The sequence below is a fragment of the Bacillus sp. PK6-16 genome (genome assembly GCF_056530295.1).
Genome location: NZ_CP096511.1, coordinates 341598 through 359199 on the forward strand (window position 1 = coordinate 341598; position 17602 = coordinate 359199).

Sequence of the window (17602 nt, forward strand, 5' to 3'; positions counted from 1 at the left end):
AAAGAATGATATAAATGGTGGTGAATGAGTTCGTGGAGGCGTGGATTTTTGAAATAATGCGGGCAGTTGGACGTTTTTTCTTACACCCTGCTGTCTATATATTTGTAATAAGTAGTATCTTCGTTGGATACTTACGTATGTTAAGAGAACGAAAAGATTTTTCTTTTAAAGTTTATGATATTTGGTTTGAACTGCGAACCTCTCTATTTGCAGGGATTGGATACGGATTAGTAGTATCTATTATTACGATTGGGCTTGGACTTGTTGTTTCTAAAGCAAGCTTATGGGCCATTTTAATTTGGACGTTACTATTTGGATTAACGGCTATGTATCGATGTTTATCGGCGGCTTATACATTTAGCATTGCGATTGTATGTGTTCTATTATCTTCTAAGCTACCAGTTTCCTTTTTACAGCTTCGAGAAGGTGAAGAGAGTACCATTGTATCCCTTGTTATTTTACTAGGCGTTATGCTTATTGTAGAAGGCTTATTGATTTCTAAAAACGCAGTAGGATATTCGACGCCGAGGATTAGGCAGGGGAAGCGTGGATTAAAGATTGGTTTACACGAATCAAAGCGTTTATGGATCGTTCCTATTTTTATTCTTGTACCGGGTGATGCGGTAACGCAGTTTATTTCATGGTGGCCTGTCGTTTCAATAGGTTCAAATGCATATTCTCTATTCCTCGTTCCATTTTTAATTGGATTTATGAGAAGGATTAGAAGTTATGAGCCGACGGAAGCTTTATTATTTACAGGAAGACGTGTGTACGGATTAGCAGGACTTGTGCTCGTTTTAGGAATCGCAAGTTACTGGTGGCACGTACTTGCAATTATCGCGATGGGAGTCGCTATGCTTGGGCGTTTCACAATTTCGATGCAAGAAAAAATTGCCGATGAAACAAGACCAGCGTATTTTGCTGCACGCAATGATGGGCTGGTTGTACTAGATACAATTCCAAATACAATTGGAGCAGAGCTGAAATTACTGCCTGGAGAAATTATTACGAAAGTAAATGGAGTCATTCCAAAAAGCGCCGAGGAATTTTATGATGCGCTTCAAACGAAGACGACAGGAGCATTTTGTAAATTAGAAGTATTAGATACAAATGGTGAGCTTCGTCTTGCACAAACTGCATTATATGCTGGTGGACATCACGAATTAGGTATTGTATTCGTTGAACAGGAGCATGAGTGGGATTCGGAAGCGATGTAATAGAAGGAATGGTATCACCTTGTGGTGGTACCTTTTTTGTTTTTGGGGGATGGGAGAGTAGTTAGTAAATGAAATTTATATCGGCGATTATCCGAATATATCAGCGCAACTTGAAATATATCGGCGATTTTGCAAATATATCAGCGCAACTCGAAATATATCGGCGATTATTCGAATATATCGACTTTCCAGCAAAAAAACGACAACTATCGCAAAGCTTATTTTCAGTTTCATAGACGGATAACTTGAATAATTATTTGATAATGGTTATCATTTAGGGAGTCTTTTTAATTTTGGAAAATGGAGGTAAGATATGCTGCGTAAATTTTTCTCGTACTATAAACCGTATAAAGGTTTATTTATACTCGACTTTTCTTGTGCGGTTGTCGCAGGATTATTAGAACTCGGCTTCCCGCTTATCGTAAATCAATTTATTGATAAGTTATTGCCAGGGCAAAACTGGACGCTTATTTTATGGGCTTGTTTCGGTTTACTCGCAGTTTATATGTTAAATGCAGGCTTACAATATGTCGTTACATATTGGGGACATATGCTTGGTGTTAACATTGAAACAGATATGAGGCAGAAATTATTTGATCATATTCAAAAGCTATCATTCAGATTTTTTGATAATAATAAAACAGGTCATTTAATTTCACGCCTTACAAACGATTTAATGGAAATTGGGGAAATTGCTCACCATGGACCAGAAGATTTATTTATCGCCGTAATGACTTTAGTTGGGGCATTCTCATTTATGATGATGATCAACTGGAAGTTAGCGTTATTAACGTTCTTCGTCATTCCATTCCTATTATGGTTAGCGCTGTACTTCAATAAAAAAATGACAGGTACATTTAGACGTTTATTCTCAGATGTTGCTGATTTTAATGCATGCATTGAGAACAATGTTGGTGGAATTCGTGTTGTACAAGCATTCGGAAATGAAAAGTTTGAGAAAGAGCAATTTGCTGTTAACAACGCTCGTTTCCGTACAACAAAATTAATGGCGTATAAAATTATGGCGTTAAATTCGTCGATTAGTTATATGCTCATGCGTCTCGTAACGCTCTTCGTCTTAATATGCGGTACATGGTTTGTTCTGCAAGGAGAATTAACGTACGGTGGATTTATCGGATTCGTTCTATTAACGAATATTTTCTTCCGCCCAATTGAAAAAATTAACGCGGTAATCGAAAGCTATCCGAAAGGAATAGCCGGTTTTAAAAGATATGTAGAGCTTCTTGAAACAGAGCCTGACATTGTAGACTCTAAAGATGCAATGGAAGTGAAGCATGTACACGGTGATATTCAATATAACAACATTACGTTTGGATATGAAAACAAAGAACCGATTTTAAATGACATTAGTTTGAAAATACATGCAGGTGAAAAAGTTGCGTTCGTTGGACCATCAGGAGCTGGGAAAACGACGTTATGTAGCCTATTACCACGTTTTTATGAACAATCATCTGGATCGATTCAAATTGATGGAATTGATACGAAAGATATGACATTATCTTCACTTCGTAAGCAAATTGGAATTGTGCAGCAAGACGTGTTCTTATTCTCAGGAACAATTCGTGAAAATATCGCTTACGGAAATTTAAAAGCATCAGAAGCTGAAATTTGGCAGGCAGTAAAACGTGCGCAATTAGAAGATTTAATTTACTCACAGCCGGACGGTTTAGATACTGTTATCGGTGAGCGCGGCGTGAAACTTTCAGGTGGACAAAAGCAGCGTCTAGCTATTGCTCGTATGTTCTTGAAAAACCCCCCAATTTTAATATTGGATGAAGCAACTTCTGCATTAGATACAGAGACAGAACTTGCGATTCAAAAATCGCTTGCGGAGCTATCTGTTGGCCGTACAACATTAGTTATCGCTCACAGACTTGCAACGATTAAAAATGCAGATCGCATCGTTGTTGTAAATAAAGATGGTATTGCAGAACAAGGTTCACATAATGAATTAATTGAGCAAGGTGGAGGATACAGTAGGTTATACGAAGCTCAGTTTAGTTCGTAAATATAATTTGTACAAAATTAGTGCACCATAAGTAGGTGAAAATCTCATATGGGAGGCTATAAAGTATGATTGTAACAACAACGTCTACAATTCAAGGAAAAGAAATTATTGAGTACATCGATATTGTCAATGGAGAAGCGATTATGGGCGCGAATATCGTTCGTGACCTTTTCGCCTCCGTCCGTGACGTTGTCGGCGGTCGTGCGGGTGCTTATGAAAGTAAATTAAAAGAAGCACGCGACATCGCAATGGAAGAGATGAAAACTTTTGCAAGACAAAAAAATGCAAATGCAATTGTTGGTATCGACGTGGATTACGAGGTAGTTCGCGAAGGAATGCTAATGGTTGCTGTGAGCGGGACTGCTGTCCGTATCTAAAATGAAAAGCCGTGCTGATGCACGGCTTTTTGTATTCTATGTCGAAGATTCAATATTTCTTGGGAAATGTGGAATGCCCCGTCGATATATAGGGAAGACATTAGAGTGCTTCTTTACATTTTTGAATTTGAGTTAATAATTTTGCGTATTCTTGTTCGAGAGATGTGATGTCATCGTGATGATTTGGAATGGAAATCCGGCCGATGACTTCTGTTAATTTTGTTTGTAATCGTAACATTTCTTGCTCAGTAACGTTTACAGAATCTCCGGTGGTTCTTTTTGTGTATTGCTCGTAATTACCGTGGAAGATTCTTGGTTCATTCTCATCTACTTGTAGAATATGGTCTGCAACAGAGCGAATAAAGGCACGGTCATGGCTAATGAAAAGTATTGTGCCAGGATATTCTTGTAACATGGTTTCTAATTCTTCTTGCGTCGCTAAGTCTAAATAGTTTGTCGGTTCATCTAGCAGAAGCATATTATAGTTTCCTAAAAATACTTTTGCGAGTGCAACCTTCATTCGTTCACCCCCGCTTAGAACGTGCACAGGTTTATGAACATCCTCACGGCGGAATAGAAGTCGTGCAAGTATTGTGCGAACGAATGCTTCTGTATAGTTTGTTTCTTCTAGAACATTTTCTAAAATGGTTTTATCTGTTTTTAAAATAGATAATGTTTGTTCGAAGTATCCAATTTTACAACTTTTCGATAGCTGCATGCCACGCTCGTTTGTGAGAAGCATGTTGAACAAAGTGGTTTTGCCGCTTCCATTTGCCCCTAAAACGGCAAGCTTTGCACCAGGGGCAATAGTTCCATTCATATTTTTAAATAGTATACGGTCGCCTATTTTCTTTGTTGCTTTATTGAATTGTACTGCCACCTTACTATGAATGGGTGTATGGTATTGCACGTCAAATTGAGCTTGAGAAAGATCCTTTGGCTTTTCCTTCTTTTCTAGTTTTTCGAGACGTGTCTCTAATGCTTTCGCTGCTTTACTAACCTGTTCTTGGCCATGAGCCCCACTTAACCTATAAAGTCTAGATTCAGATGAACTGAACCGTGTTGGGATTTTTGTCATGTTAGAAGCACGTTGCTTTCTTTGTAGAATGGACTGTTCTAAACGATTTTTTTCTTGTATATATTGCTCATATTCTGCTTGTTTTTGTATTCGTTCACGTTCTTTTTGTTTTCGATAGTTTGAATAATTACCTTTGTACTCTTGAATAATACCGTCTTCAATTTCAATAATTTTGGTACATATATTATCTAGAAATTCACGGTCATGCGATATTAAAACAAGTGCCCCTTTATAAGATGAAAGTGCCTTTTCTAATTGCTCTGTACCGACCATATCTAAGTGGCTTGTTGGTTCATCAGCGAATAAAATGCCTGCATTTTGTTCGAGAGCATGCGCAATCTTTAGTCGCATTCGTTCACCGCCGCTCATTGCGTCGGTAACGTTTGAAATACTCCATTTTCCTTTTGCGAGAGAAGAAGCGGTTTCCGGTAGTTCTTCGCTGAGCTGAGGAATGATGGCGATAGAACTATGATGAGTTACTATGCCTCTGTCAGCTTCTATTTCTTTACTTAATATTTGTAATAACGTAGATTTACCAGCTCCGTTGACTCCGACAATTCCTATGCGATCCTGTGCTTGAATTTCCAGTGATGGTAATGTAAATAGTGTGCGATCACCAAAGCTCTTTTCAATATTACGTGCGAATAAAATAGTCATAAAAAAACCTCCCTAGTTTCACTAGAGAGGATAAACGTCGCCCTTGTATGTAAAAAATCGTACATAAATAAACGATTTTTTACATGATCGTTTCGAAAGAAAGTATCGACAAATGGACAGACTAATCCCCTGCTAGTTTTCATCATTTTTGTTCACTATTTGTGATGGATGAAATAAATAAGAGAATTAGAACTTCATTGGTCAAAGTACCTTCCTTTCATAATATTACTTTTATTGTATGCGCATACAAAAGGGTTTGTCAAACTTATTTCTGTTCGCTATTTTTGAATTTATTATTATACAATTGTGCTTTTGCCAGCGCCTCAGCATCGTTTTTAATTTCATCCAGTCCATTCGCATCTCCAATAACATAACCTTCAAATGAAGAACCAACAAAATCAAAGATATATTGGAATTGAGCAATAAGCGGTAATGCTTTTAGCTTTGGATTATCCCCGCCAACGATGACAACATACATTTTTTTGCCTTTCATTTTTTCTTTGAAATGAAGAGATGTATCGCGCAAGCTTTGCGACCAGCGATCAACAAAGTTTTTCATATGTCCACTCATTCCGTACCAATATAATGGTGTAGCAAAGATAATCGTGTCGTGCTCTAGCATGCGTTTGGTTAACTGCTCATAGTCATCATTTACGGATTGGAATCCTTCTGCATCATGACGTTGGTCTGTAATAGGATAGACGGTATGATCACGCAAATAAATTTGTTCTGTTTCAATGTCCTCTATCATCATATGTGTTAAAGCTTCTGTATTTCCGTTTTGTCTTGAACTGCCATGTATAACAAACATGTAATCATTCCTTTTCTTTTGCTTGTTTTAGGAGTGAAACGTGTTTTTGCAAATTCGTTTGGATGTTGGAAAGTAATGTGATTTGCTTTGTTACTTCATTGAGTTTATCTTCGTAAAGCGTAAGGATACTGCTGCAAGGATTGTCGTACAGGTGCGGTTCAATTTCAAGGCAGCGCAGCATCCTTGCCGTCTCTTCTAAATTTAAGCCGATTTGTAAGTACATTTGAATAAGCTCCACTTTTTCGATGGCACTTTCATCAAAATCACGGTAGCCATTTGCAAGGCGCTTAGAAGGGAGTAAGCCCTTTTCTTCGTAATGTCTTAGTGATCTTTCACTAACGCCAGTTTCTTTTGATAATTCTCCAATTCGCAATGTATTTCACTCCTTTTACATGTATTGTAAACCTTCACACTAATGTGAAGGTCAACTCTGTTTTTTCGCAAAAGAATCTACATGATTTAAGAACACTTGAATGGCTTTAGATGGAATGAAATATTTACCGCGCACGATGGAAAACGGACGGATTAGTTGTTCATTTGGAACTTCGACGTGGAATAGTTCTTTTGCTAATAGCTCTTTCCGTACAGTCCAATCAGAAAGGATAGCGATGCCAAGCCCGGCACTAACAGCTTCCTTTACGCTTTGGATACTACTGAATGTAAAGAATCGTTTCATTTTTAAATGGTGTTGATGAATAAAGCGGTCACTATAAGCGCGTGTACCAGAACCACTTTCTCTTAATACCCATACTTGATCTTGGAGTGTACTTTCATTTATTTCATTTGTGCGGAGTAATGGATGATTTGGCGGGACGACGAGCTTCATTTCATCTTGCATAAATGTTTCAACATCTACGTCGGCGTATACGACTTGTCCTTCCACTAGGCCGATATCAATTTGATTAGAGCGAAGGCTTTGCAAAACGTCTTCTGTATTTGAGATGAAAGTATGAACTTCGACGTGTGGATTTTCATTCGCATAGTTAGCCAGTATTTTTGGAAGTAAGTATTCGCCAATTGTAAAACTAGCACCAATGCGAAGTGTTCCTGTTACAACGTTATGTAGTTCATTAATTTCTTGTTTAGCATCTTCGTAAAGAGAGAGCATTTGCTTTGCATGTATATATAATATGTTTCCAGCTTCAGTAACTTGGACGTGCTTCGGGGAGCGTTGAATAAGCGTAGTGCCAAATTCGTTTTCTAAGTTGCGTATATGCATACTTACTCCAGGCTGTGAAAGGTTTAATAATTCTGCTGCACGGGAGAAGTGTTTCTGTTCAACGACAGTAACAAAAATTTTTAAAATGTCTACGTTCATATAATGGGCTCCTTTCTTTTTCTATCATCTTATCATAAGTATTTCTGATGATAGAGATTTGGTATTGGTATTAAACTTATTATAGAAACTCTCTTATAATGTAAGTAGAAAGAACATGCATGTTCCAATACGATTATTGGAGTGGTTCAAAATGGAACAAACACTTGTTATACAAAAGAAGAAGCGTTTTGGATTTTCGCAAGGAATTGGGATTACATTATTAATCGCAATTGCTGCGAAATATTTAGCAGAGCTTCCATTTTTAAATATTATGGGACAATTAGTAATTGCTATTCTAATTGGGATGGTTTGGCGCGCTGCAATTGGAGTTCCTCACGATGCGATAGCAGGAACGAACTTTGCGAGTAAGAAGTTGCTGCGCTTTGGGATCATCTTACTTGGAATGCGATTAAATCTTGTTGATATTGCGAAGGCGGGACCGAAAGTATTGGTCATCGCGGCGGTTGTTATTACATTTACTATTTTTGTTGTATACGGACTAACGAAAGTATTTAAAGTAGAAAAGAAACTTGGGATTTTAACAGCATGCGGTACGGCAATTTGCGGCGCAGCCGCGGTCGTGGCAATTGCACCGCAAGTGAAAGCGAAGGACGATGAAACAGCAGTTGGGGCAGCAATCATCGCGATTTTAGGTACCATATTTACGCTTATTTATACGTTATTATATCCAGTGCTTGGTTTATCTCCGTACGGTTATGGTGTATTCTCAGGTGCGACGCTTCATGAAATCGCTCATGTCATCGCAGCTGCGGCGCCAGGAGGAAGTACTGCTGTAGACATCGCAGTTATTGTGAAGTTAACGCGCGTAGCAATGCTTGTGCCAGTAGCGATTTTAATTGGTCTATGGTTTGGTAAGAGTGAAGGTAGCAAAGAAAAGAAATCGTGGCGCGAACTTCCAATACCATGGTTCATTTTCGGGTTCTTAGCGATGAGTGCAGTGCATTCGCTCGGGATTATTCCAGAAGTTGTTGCGGGATACATTGTTGTTCTTGCTTACATGCTTATCGCAATGGCGATGGCAGGGCTCGGTTTAAATGTAGAGTTTAAAACGTTCCGTAAATTAGGAAGTAAAGCATTCGTGGCAGGGCTGATTGGCTCGGTTTGCTTATCGGTTCTTGGATACGTTCTTGTATATGCGTTAGGATTTATGTAGTAGAGGAGAAAGCTGTTCCCGATGGTATTTGGGAACAGCTTTTTCTTATGATTATAGTAGCGCTACGGATGTCGGTATATTTGAAAAATCGCCGATATAAATGGAGTTGCGCTAATATATTTGGGAAATCGCCGATATAATTTAAGTTGCGCTGATATATTTAAAAAATCGCTGATATAAATTGAATTACTCTTGTACTTTGTTAGAGTAGATGTTCAATGAAATATTTTTCTAAAATTTGTAAAGATATCTTTACTTGTAACTGGAAAATATTTATAATTCAAGTAAAGATATCTTTACTTTTGAAGGTGGATCCTATGGGTGTAAAAAATAAAATTAAAGAATTAAGAAAGCAACATCATATAACGCAAGTTGAAATGGCAAAGGCGATGCAAGTGACGCGGCAGACAATCGTAGCGATTGAAAACCACCATTACAACCCGAGTCTAGAGTTATCTTTAAAAATCGCCAAATATTTTGGAGTGAAGGTGGAGGAAATCTTTACGCTGGAGTAAGGGGAAAGAAAATAAATGATAAGCTTGAGAGATTTCAATTAGATTAAACGTTTAAATATATAAGGATTGGTTTTGGTTTATTAATAAGTACGGCATCAACGAGTGTGTTAGCAACAAAGAATAATAGATAGAAAAAGGGGAACTGGGATGGGATTACCGGTGTTATGTGTCGCTACAGCTATATTTTCGCTTCTTTGGGGAATGCAAAACTTTTCTCGTAATCCAGTGCCGAGCATTTGTATTATGATTGGTACTGTAGGTTTATCGTATTATTTATTATTATTAGCCCATTATCATAAAACGGCAACGAGTGTTGTTGTTGGAGCACTTATTTTATTTTGTGGGCGCGCCATACAAAAGGGGTTATTTCCATAAAAGCTGTTTATACACTTTGTATAAACAGCTTTTTGTATTTTTTTTACAAAACGCTTGAAAGTTACGTAACGTCATCTTTTATAATGAAAGGGAAGAGGTGATGGTAGTGATTTCAATACAACAATTGACGAGAGAAACAGGGGTTACAGTACGTACACTACGTTATTATGATCAAATAGATTTATTAAAGCCGAGCGGAAAAACAGAGGGTGGACATCGGTTATATAGTGAAAATGACGTTATTCGTTTGCAACAAATTTTATTTTTGAAAGAAATGGGATTTTCATTAAAAGAAGCTGCGAATATGTTAGTAAAAGGTGAGCTGGATTTAAAAAATTCGCTTGAAAAACAACTTCGCTTTGTACAGGAAGAACAAAAGAAATTTAATCGAATGGAGCGTGTTTTACAAGCGGTTGTTTATTCGGTAGATGTAGAGGGAGAACTTGATTGGAAAGTTATGTTTGAACTTATTCAGCTTTCGAAACAGTCTCCTCGTATACGTGAAATATTTCAAAATGAAGTATTTTCAAAGGAAGAACAAAAGTTGCTTCATAATTTGCCGAATATGAGTGAAGAAGATCCGAATGTTTTAGAATGGGTAGATTTATTAAAGCAATTACGTAATTTTATGAAGGAAGGTAAAGAAACTGCAAGTGATGAGGTACAACGGGCAACGAAGAAATTAATGCAGAAGTGTTTAGAAATGGCTAATGGTGACGAGGTGTTTTTAGATAAGTTATGGGAAGTTAGAAAATCGAAGGAAGATTCACAGAAAATGAGCATGTATCCAATTGAAGAAGAACTTTTAGTATATATGGATGAGGCTTTTCGTATTTATGATGAAAGGGAGAAGGATAAATGAGTATACTCGCAGAATATCGTTGGTATTTTTTAATTGGGGCAGAGATTGTATTTTGGTTATCAGCTATCGGTTTCTTTTTACTTCGCTACGGATTCCGTTTGAAAAAGGCGAGCTTTATTATGGGGATTGTACTCCTCGTAAATGAAGTGTTTATTTTAACTTTAGGAGTAGTGGACTATTATCAAACAGGAAAGTTCTCTAACTTTCAAATCATTACTGTAATCATTTTATTATATGCAGTTTTCTACGGGAAAAAGGATTTAAAGAAGCTTGATATATTTGTACAAAAATCAGTTGCGAAATGGCGTAATGAACCGGCGCCTATTATTGAAGAACAGGTAGAATTAACAGGCATGGCCTATACAAAGCAGGAAATAAAAAATTGGATATTACATCTTGTTTTATTCGTTGGTGTGCACATATTCTTTTTCTTCGCGTATGGATTTATTCCATTTGAACAATGGGGTAATTGGTTAGAATCGGGAATCGTTTTAAATAAAGCTGCAAGTCGCGTGAGCCAAGTGTGGGCGATTGTATTTTTAGTTGATACAGCAATTTCATTTTCATATGTGATTTTTCCGAAGAAGGAGAAAGGAAAAGAAAAGCTACTTTCATAGTTAAAAGTAGCTTTTCTGGTATACAAATAAATTTTATAGGAGAGGATGACAATAGAAAAAAGAACCAGTTGTATATGTCTATTTCTCTTTAGTTTAGTAGCATGTTCACCATCTAGCACTATAATTGATAAGAAGAATGATATCATTGTAAAGGAAGCAGGAACTTCCAATCTAGATAAATTCGAACAGTTCGTTATGAACGTTGATCAAGGGAAAGTTGATAAAATAAGAATTGTACAGTATACCGATGAAGGTGACCCGGTTTTTCAAACGTTAGAGCATAGTGGGAAAGATATCCTTTATGTGTTAGATAGTAGACAAGACAAGTTTGCTGGTGACCATAAAGGATTACATAAAGATAGTTGTAAAAGTATTGTTAAAGAGCTGCGCGAATCAGAAAGTACTTATCGGTTAACAGATTGTATGAATGAAGCTGGGCGCAATGGATATGACTTAGTATATGTATCTAAAAAATAGAATTAGTAGAGGAAGGAAGTATTTACTCCTTCCTTTTTCTATGTGTATATTGTCGAAAATTTTACCGAATATCTGTTCGTTTTTTTAGGTTTTTTATAGGTATTCGTGGTAAAATAATAATACAGATTTTTTATGAGGAGGTCGGATTATACTTGGAACATCAATTTGAAATTGTCTCAGCGTATTCCCCCCAAGGTGATCAGCCGGTAGCTATTGAGAAGCTTGTAGAGGGAATTAATAGTGGAAAGAAAAAGCAAGTGTTGCTTGGAGCAACAGGAACGGGTAAGACATTTACGATTTCAAATGTCATTAAAGAAGTGCAAAAGCCAACACTTGTCATGGCTCACAATAAAACGTTAGCAGGACAGTTATATAGTGAGTTGAAAGACTTTTTCCCGAATAATGCAGTTGAATATTTTGTTAGTTATTACGATTATTATCAGCCAGAAGCGTATGTGCCACAAACAGATACGTTTATTGAAAAAGACGCACAGATTAATGATGAAATTGATAAATTACGTCACTCAGCAACGTCTGCATTATTTGAACGGGATGATGTAATTATCGTTGCGAGTGTTTCATGTATATATGGTTTAGGTTCTCCAGAAGAATACCGCGAGCTAGTTGTTTCACTTCGAGTTGGTATGGAAAAGGACCGCAATCAATTGCTTCGTGAACTTGTTGATGTACAGTATGGGCGTAATGATATTGATTTCAAGCGCGGTACATTCCGTGTGCGCGGAGATGTAGTTGAAATCTTCCCGGCATCACTTGACGAGCATTGTATTCGAATTGAGTTTTTTGGCGATGAGATTGATCGTATTCGCGAAGTAAATGCGTTAACAGGAGAAGTATTAGCAGAACGTGATCATGTAGCAATTTTCCCGGCATCTCACTTCGTTACACGTGAAGAAAAGATGAAGGTCGCTATTGAAAATATAGAAAAAGAATTAGAAGAGCGTTTAAAGGAATTAAATGATAACGGCAAGTTGTTAGAAGCGCAGCGTATAGAGCAGCGTACACGTTATGATTTAGAAATGATGCGCGAGATGGGATTTTGTTCAGGTATTGAAAATTACTCCCGTCATTTAACACTTCGTCCAGCGGGGGCAACGCCGTATACGCTATTAGACTATTTCCCGAAAGATTTCTTAATCGTTATGGATGAATCGCACGTATCAGTACCGCAAGTAAGAGCGATGTATAACGGGGACCAAGCGCGTAAGCAAGTGCTTGTGGATCATGGATTCCGTCTGCCGTCAGCTTTAGATAATAGACCGCTCACATTCGATGAGTTTGAAGAGAAAACGAATCAAGTTATTTATGTTTCAGCAACGCCAGGACCGTATGAATTAGAGCAGTCGCCAGAAGTAATAGAACAAATTATTCGTCCAACAGGGCTTTTAGATCCACCAATTGATATACGACCAATTGAAGGGCAAATTGACGATTTATTAGGAGAGATTCAAGATCGTATTGCAAAGAATGAACGTGTATTAATTACGACTTTAACGAAGAAAATGTCAGAGGATTTAACGGATTACTTAAAAGATGTAGGAATTAAAGTTAACTATCTTCACTCTGAAATTAAAACGTTAGAACGTATTGAAATTATCCGCGATCTTCGCCTCGGTAAATTTGATGTACTTGTCGGTATTAACTTATTGCGAGAAGGATTAGATATTCCGGAAGTATCACTTGTAGCTATTTTAGATGCTGATAAGGAAGGGTTCTTGCGTTCAGAACGTTCATTAATCCAAACAATCGGTCGTGCCGCGCGTAATGAAAACGGCCGCGTTATTATGTATGCAGATCGTATAACGAAATCTATGGGAATTGCGATTGAAGAAACGAAGCGTCGTCGTAGTATACAAGAAGCTTACAATGAAGAGCATGGTATTACGCCGAAAACGATTCAAAAAGGCGTTCGTGATGTTATCCGTGCAACGACAGCTGCTGAAGAGACAGAAACATACGAAGCAACTCCTGCTAAGAAAATGACGAAAAAAGAGCGCGAAAAGACAATTGCGAAGATGGAAGCAGAGATGAAAGAAGCAGCAAAAGCGTTAGACTTCGAGCGTGCAGCTGAACTAAGAGATTTACTATTAGAATTAAAAGCGGAAGGGTGAAAAAAGTGAGTAAGAGCAAGGATTTTATCGTTGTAAAAGGTGCTAGAGCACATAACTTAAAAAATATTGATGTAACCATTCCGAGAAATCAGCTTGTTGTTGTAACGGGATTGTCTGGTTCGGGGAAATCATCATTAGCATTTGATACGATTTATGCAGAAGGGCAGCGCAGATACGTAGAATCGTTATCTGCGTATGCGCGCCAGTTTTTAGGACAAATGGATAAGCCGGATGTGGACACGATTGAAGGATTATCACCAGCAATTTCAATCGATCAAAAAACGACGAGTCGTAACCCACGTTCAACTGTTGGAACGGTAACGGAGATTTATGATTACTTACGTTTATTATTTGCACGAATTGGTACGCCAATTTGTCCGAATCATGGCATTGAAATTACGTCACAAACAGTAGAACAGATGGTAGACCGCGTTCTTGAATATCCTGAACGTACGAAATTACAAGTGTTAGCGCCTATCGTTTCTGGGCGTAAAGGTGCGCATGTAAAAGTACTTGAAGATATTAAGAAGCAAGGTTATGTTCGTGTTCGCGTTGACGGTGAAATGCTTGATGTATCTGAAGATATTGCGTTAGATAAAAACAAGAAGCATTCCATTGAAGTTGTAATTGACCGTATTGTTGTAAAAGAAGGAATCGCAAGCCGTCTTGCTGATTCACTTGAAAGTGCATTAAAGCTTGGCGGGGGACGAGTGTTAATCGATGTTATGGGAGAAGAGGAACTTCTGTTTAGTGAACATCACGCTTGTCCGCATTGTGGTTTTTCAATTGGAGAATTAGAGCCGCGTATGTTCTCATTCAATAGTCCGTTCGGAGCATGTCCTTCTTGTGATGGACTTGGTTCAAAGCTAGAGGTAGATTTAGAGCTTGTTATCCCGAACTGGGATTTATCATTAAATGAACATGCGATTGCACCTTGGGAACCGACAAGTTCACAATACTATCCACAACTTTTACAATCTGTATGTAATCACTACGGCGTTGATATGGATATGCCTGTGAAAGATATACCGAAAGATTTATTTGATAAAGTGTTGTACGGAAGCGGAGAAGAGAAAGTTTATTTCCGCTATGTAAATGAATTTGGTCAAGTAAAGGAAAATGAGATTTTATTTGAAGGTGTTATTCCAAACATTGAACGTCGTTATCGTGAAACGAGTTCCGATTACATTCGTGAGCAAATGGAAAAGTATATGGCAGAACAAGCTTGTCCAAAGTGTAAAGGTGGACGCTTAAAGCCTGAGAGTTTAGCTGTATTTGTTGGCAATAAAACGATTGCTGACGTAACGAAGTATTCAGTTCAAGAAGTACAAGAATTCTTCTCGAATGTAGAGCTAACGGAGAAGCAACAAAAAATAGCTCATTTAATTTTAAGAGAAATTCAGGAGCGCGTTGGGTTCTTAGTGAACGTTGGTTTAGATTATTTAACGTTAAGCCGTGCCGCAGGAACTTTATCAGGTGGTGAGGCGCAGCGTATTCGTTTAGCGACGCAAATTGGTTCTCGTCTAACTGGCGTACTTTATATTCTTGATGAGCCTTCAATTGGTTTACACCAGCGTGATAACGATCGTCTTATTCGTACATTGCAAGAAATGCGTGATTTAGGCAATACGTTAATTGTTGTTGAACATGATGAAGATACGATGATGGCTGCTGACTATTTACTTGATATAGGGCCTGGTGCAGGTATTCATGGTGGACAGGTCGTTTCAGCGGGGACGCCGGCTGAAGTTATGCAAGATGAGAATTCATTAACAGGGAAGTATTTAAGTGGTAAAGAGTTTATTCCAGTTCCACTTGAAAGACGTAAAGGTGATGGACGTAAAGTAGAGATTGTCGGCGCAAAAGAGAATAACTTAAAGAATGCGAAAATGTCATTCCCACTCGGTACGTTTGTAGCGGTAACAGGGGTATCTGGTTCTGGTAAAAGTACGATGATTAATGAAGTACTATATAAATCGTTAGCTCAAAAGTTATATAAAGCGAAAGCGAAGCCAGGTACTCATAAAGAGATTAAAGGTCTTGAACATTTAGATAAGGTAATTGATATTGATCAATCACCAATTGGTCGTACACCACGTTCTAATCCAGCGACGTACACAGGTGTATTCGATGATATTCGTGATGTGTTTGCACAAACGAATGAAGCAAAAGTGCGCGGATATCAAAAAGGACGTTTCAGCTTTAACGTAAAAGGTGGCCGTTGTGAAGCGTGCCGTGGTGATGGAATTATTAAAATCGAAATGCATTTCCTACCAGATGTGTATGTTCCGTGTGAAGTTTGTCACGGTAAACGATATAATCGTGAAACGTTAGAAGTGAAATATAAAGATAAGAATATTTCTGAAGTGTTAGGGATGACAATTGAAGATGGAGTAGAATTCTTCGCCAATATTCCTAAAATTAAGCGTAAACTTCAAACGCTTGTAGATGTTGGGCTTGGTTATATGAAATTAGGTCAACCAGCAACAACATTATCTGGTGGGGAAGCACAGCGTGTGAAATTAGCTTCTGAATTACACCGTCGTTCTACAGGTCGTACGTTATACATTTTAGATGAGCCAACGACTGGTTTGCATGCGCATGATATTGCACGTCTTCTAGAAGTGCTGCAACGTCTTGTTGAGAGCGGTGAGACGGTACTTGTAATTGAACATAATTTAGATGTAATTAAAACAGCTGATTATATCGTTGACCTTGGACCAGAGGGCGGAGATAAAGGTGGACAAATCGTTGCTTCCGGAACGCCAGAGCAAGTAGTGAAAGAAGAGCGCTCATACACAGGTAAGTATTTAAAAGAGATTTTAAATCGTGATAAAGCAAGAATGAAAGAGAAAATAAAAGAAGTAGAGTTATCGCAATAAGTTTATTGATGAAAACCGAGTGGAAATGACGCTCGGTTTTTATTGTATAGGGGGAGAAGATGGAGTTTTTAGAGGTGTTAAGGAAGAAATATATGAAGGTAAGAGAGTTTCAAAGTTGGGGTGTATATTTTCGCAAGCGCTGGGAGGATCACTTTGCAAATCATTTAAGTGATAAAGAAAAAGAAGATATTTTTCTTTATGGAGATAAGTATGCATGTGGTTATCTATGGCACATATTTAGTTATGAGAAAAAGAAGTGTTTAGAGGGTAAAGAAGCGGAAAACGCGTTTCATAATGAAGTGAAAAAGGATTGCTATATATTCTATCAACATTGTGAAGATGTACTGCTAATAAAAGATGCGAGTTTATTACATATGGATGATATATTACGGGAGACGTACGATATGTATAAAGGCGATATCTATATTGTAGATAAAGATTTCACTTGGACTTTTGTAAAAACACATGAGCATAGATGGTGTGGTCCTTATTTTGCGAGGAAGTGTTAGTAGGTATACAAGCATGAAAGATAGAATAAGTTGATATAAGTGTTCGTATCATACTTGCGTTTATTATCTATTAGCGTATGATGAAATATATATGTTTAAAAGGATGTGTGACGAAATGAGATGGATTGTATCACTTCTTGTAAATAGCGTTGTGTTAATCGCTGTATCGGGACTTTTAAAAGGGATTGCACCAGATGCATTTTACGTAGCAAATATACAAACTGCAATTATTGCTAGTATTATATTGGCGGTTTTAAATGTGTTCGTAAAGCCGTTTTTAATTTTAATTACGCTACCAATTACTGTTGTAACTTTCGGCTTCTTCTTAATTGTTATTAATGCGATTACGTTAAAAATAGCAGATTCATTATTAGGAGATGCTTTTAATATATCAGGATTTGGTGTAGCGATTGTTGCGGCAATTTGTATTTCAATTTTTAATATGATAATTGAAAAGGCAATTGTTGAACCTCTATATGAAAAAAAGAGAAAGTGACAAAAAGAAAAACATTTCATTATTCGTATGAAATGTTTTTTTCTATTTATTAGAAACCGTATTTCTTGTTTCCAGAAAA

The 17602-nt window shown here is 37.5% G+C and carries 17 protein-coding genes; 13 read left to right on the forward strand and 4 right to left on the reverse strand.

Annotated elements, in window-relative coordinates; translation table 11 throughout:
* Window positions 1-14 precede the first annotated feature (14 nt).
* From M1D66_RS01605 to M1D66_RS01615, 3 genes are all read left to right on the forward strand, one after another.
* Entirely contained in the window at window positions 15-1217 is a 1203-nt protein-coding gene (locus M1D66_RS01605) for a PDZ domain-containing protein (protein WP_086385576.1), read from the forward strand.
* A 313-nt stretch (window positions 1218-1530) separates the two neighbouring features.
* Window positions 1531-3246 carry an ABC transporter ATP-binding protein gene (locus M1D66_RS01610; protein WP_242554946.1) on the forward strand — a complete coding sequence of 572 codons (1716 nt, stop codon included), beginning with the start codon at window positions 1531-1533 and terminating at the stop codon, window positions 3244-3246.
* Between the two features lie 65 nt (window positions 3247-3311).
* Window positions 3312-3623 (forward strand): heavy metal-binding domain-containing protein, encoded by a 312-nt coding sequence (locus M1D66_RS01615; protein ID WP_000637523.1) that lies wholly within the window; start codon window positions 3312-3314, stop codon window positions 3621-3623.
* Window positions 3624-3723: 100 nt separating this feature from the next.
* Here the strand turns inward: M1D66_RS01615 and abc-f are convergent, their stop codons facing one another.
* From abc-f to M1D66_RS01635, 4 genes are all read right to left on the reverse strand, one after another.
* Window positions 3724-5358: a ribosomal protection-like ABC-F family protein gene (abc-f, locus tag M1D66_RS01620; RefSeq protein WP_025686684.1), complete on the reverse strand. Its 1635-nt coding sequence runs from the start codon at window positions 5356-5358 to the stop codon at window positions 3724-3726.
* A gap of 265 nt (window positions 5359-5623) precedes the next feature.
* A complete protein-coding gene (locus M1D66_RS01625) occupies window positions 5624-6169 on the reverse strand; it encodes a flavodoxin family protein (protein ID WP_000497611.1) in 546 nt (181 codons plus the stop codon).
* A 4-nt stretch (window positions 6170-6173) separates the two neighbouring features.
* Window positions 6174-6542 (reverse strand): MerR family transcriptional regulator, encoded by a 369-nt coding sequence (locus M1D66_RS01630; protein WP_025686682.1) that lies wholly within the window; start codon window positions 6540-6542, stop codon window positions 6174-6176.
* Between the two features lie 51 nt (window positions 6543-6593).
* Complete coding sequence (locus M1D66_RS01635) at window positions 6594-7487, reverse strand: LysR family transcriptional regulator (RefSeq protein WP_001099987.1); 894 nt, start codon at window positions 7485-7487, stop codon at window positions 6594-6596.
* A 151-nt stretch (window positions 7488-7638) separates the two neighbouring features.
* On the opposite strand from M1D66_RS01635, the gene M1D66_RS01640 reads away from it, so the two are divergent.
* From M1D66_RS01640 to M1D66_RS01685, 10 genes are all read left to right on the forward strand, one after another.
* Window positions 7639-8661, forward strand: coding sequence for a YeiH family protein (locus tag M1D66_RS01640; protein ID WP_000438432.1), 1023 nt, complete (start codon window positions 7639-7641; stop codon window positions 8659-8661).
* 317 nt (window positions 8662-8978) lie between these two features.
* Window positions 8979-9176 (forward strand): helix-turn-helix transcriptional regulator, encoded by a 198-nt coding sequence (locus tag M1D66_RS01645; protein WP_000538359.1) that lies wholly within the window; start codon window positions 8979-8981, stop codon window positions 9174-9176.
* A 147-nt stretch (window positions 9177-9323) separates the two neighbouring features.
* Window positions 9324-9551 (forward strand): hypothetical protein, encoded by a 228-nt coding sequence (locus M1D66_RS01650; protein WP_000524139.1) that lies wholly within the window; start codon window positions 9324-9326, stop codon window positions 9549-9551.
* A gap of 100 nt (window positions 9552-9651) precedes the next feature.
* On the forward strand, window positions 9652-10413 hold the full coding sequence (locus M1D66_RS01655) for a MerR family transcriptional regulator (protein WP_000260370.1): 762 nt from the start codon (window positions 9652-9654) through the stop codon (window positions 10411-10413).
* Window positions 10410-11030 carry a hypothetical protein gene (locus tag M1D66_RS01660; protein WP_000025221.1) on the forward strand — a complete coding sequence of 207 codons (621 nt, stop codon included), beginning with the start codon at window positions 10410-10412 and terminating at the stop codon, window positions 11028-11030. The genes M1D66_RS01655 and M1D66_RS01660 overlap by 4 nt, the downstream gene beginning before the upstream one ends.
* Before the next feature lie 45 nt (window positions 11031-11075).
* Complete coding sequence (locus M1D66_RS01665; RefSeq protein WP_000151275.1) at window positions 11076-11507, forward strand: DUF4362 domain-containing protein; 432 nt, start codon at window positions 11076-11078, stop codon at window positions 11505-11507.
* A 152-nt stretch (window positions 11508-11659) separates the two neighbouring features.
* Complete coding sequence (gene uvrB / locus M1D66_RS01670) at window positions 11660-13636, forward strand: excinuclease ABC subunit B (protein ID WP_000401008.1); 1977 nt, start codon at window positions 11660-11662, stop codon at window positions 13634-13636.
* A 5-nt stretch (window positions 13637-13641) separates the two neighbouring features.
* Window positions 13642-16518 (forward strand): excinuclease ABC subunit UvrA, encoded by a 2877-nt coding sequence (gene uvrA, locus M1D66_RS01675; protein ID WP_000045561.1) that lies wholly within the window; start codon window positions 13642-13644, stop codon window positions 16516-16518.
* 59 nt (window positions 16519-16577) lie between these two features.
* Window positions 16578-17027: a DUF4275 family protein gene (locus M1D66_RS01680; RefSeq protein WP_000394745.1), complete on the forward strand. Its 450-nt coding sequence runs from the start codon at window positions 16578-16580 to the stop codon at window positions 17025-17027.
* Window positions 17028-17142: 115 nt separating this feature from the next.
* Window positions 17143-17523, forward strand: a complete 381-nt coding sequence (locus M1D66_RS01685) for a phage holin family protein (protein WP_001267308.1) — start codon at window positions 17143-17145, stop codon at window positions 17521-17523.
* Window positions 17524-17602 lie beyond the last annotated feature (79 nt).

What these genes read in the sequence shown, in the direction of transcription:
- M1D66_RS01685 (WP_001267308.1), top strand. Translation starts at nt 17,143, where the DNA reads ATGAGATGGATTGTATCACTTCTTGTAAATAGCGTTGTGTTAATCGCT.
- M1D66_RS01665 (WP_000151275.1), top strand. Translation starts at nt 11,076, where the DNA reads ATGACAATAGAAAAAAGAACCAGTTGTATATGTCTATTTCTCTTTAGT.
- M1D66_RS01610 (WP_242554946.1), top strand. Translation starts at nt 1,531, where the DNA reads ATGCTGCGTAAATTTTTCTCGTACTATAAACCGTATAAAGGTTTATTT.
- M1D66_RS01640 (WP_000438432.1), top strand. Translation starts at nt 7,639, where the DNA reads ATGGAACAAACACTTGTTATACAAAAGAAGAAGCGTTTTGGATTTTCG.
- M1D66_RS01635 (WP_001099987.1), bottom strand. Translation starts at nt 7,487, where the DNA reads ATGAACGTAGACATTTTAAAAATTTTTGTTACTGTCGTTGAACAGAAA.
- M1D66_RS01680 (WP_000394745.1), top strand. Translation starts at nt 16,578, where the DNA reads ATGGAGTTTTTAGAGGTGTTAAGGAAGAAATATATGAAGGTAAGAGAG.
- M1D66_RS01645 (WP_000538359.1), top strand. Translation starts at nt 8,979, where the DNA reads ATGGGTGTAAAAAATAAAATTAAAGAATTAAGAAAGCAACATCATATA.
- abc-f (WP_025686684.1), bottom strand. Translation starts at nt 5,358, where the DNA reads ATGACTATTTTATTCGCACGTAATATTGAAAAGAGCTTTGGTGATCGC.
- M1D66_RS01605 (WP_086385576.1), top strand. Translation starts at nt 15, where the DNA reads ATGGTGGTGAATGAGTTCGTGGAGGCGTGGATTTTTGAAATAATGCGG.
- M1D66_RS01660 (WP_000025221.1), top strand. Translation starts at nt 10,410, where the DNA reads ATGAGTATACTCGCAGAATATCGTTGGTATTTTTTAATTGGGGCAGAG.
- M1D66_RS01650 (WP_000524139.1), top strand. Translation starts at nt 9,324, where the DNA reads ATGGGATTACCGGTGTTATGTGTCGCTACAGCTATATTTTCGCTTCTT.
- M1D66_RS01625 (WP_000497611.1), bottom strand. Translation starts at nt 6,169, where the DNA reads ATGTTTGTTATACATGGCAGTTCAAGACAAAACGGAAATACAGAAGCT.
- M1D66_RS01655 (WP_000260370.1), top strand. Translation starts at nt 9,652, where the DNA reads ATGGTAGTGATTTCAATACAACAATTGACGAGAGAAACAGGGGTTACA.
- M1D66_RS01615 (WP_000637523.1), top strand. Translation starts at nt 3,312, where the DNA reads ATGATTGTAACAACAACGTCTACAATTCAAGGAAAAGAAATTATTGAG.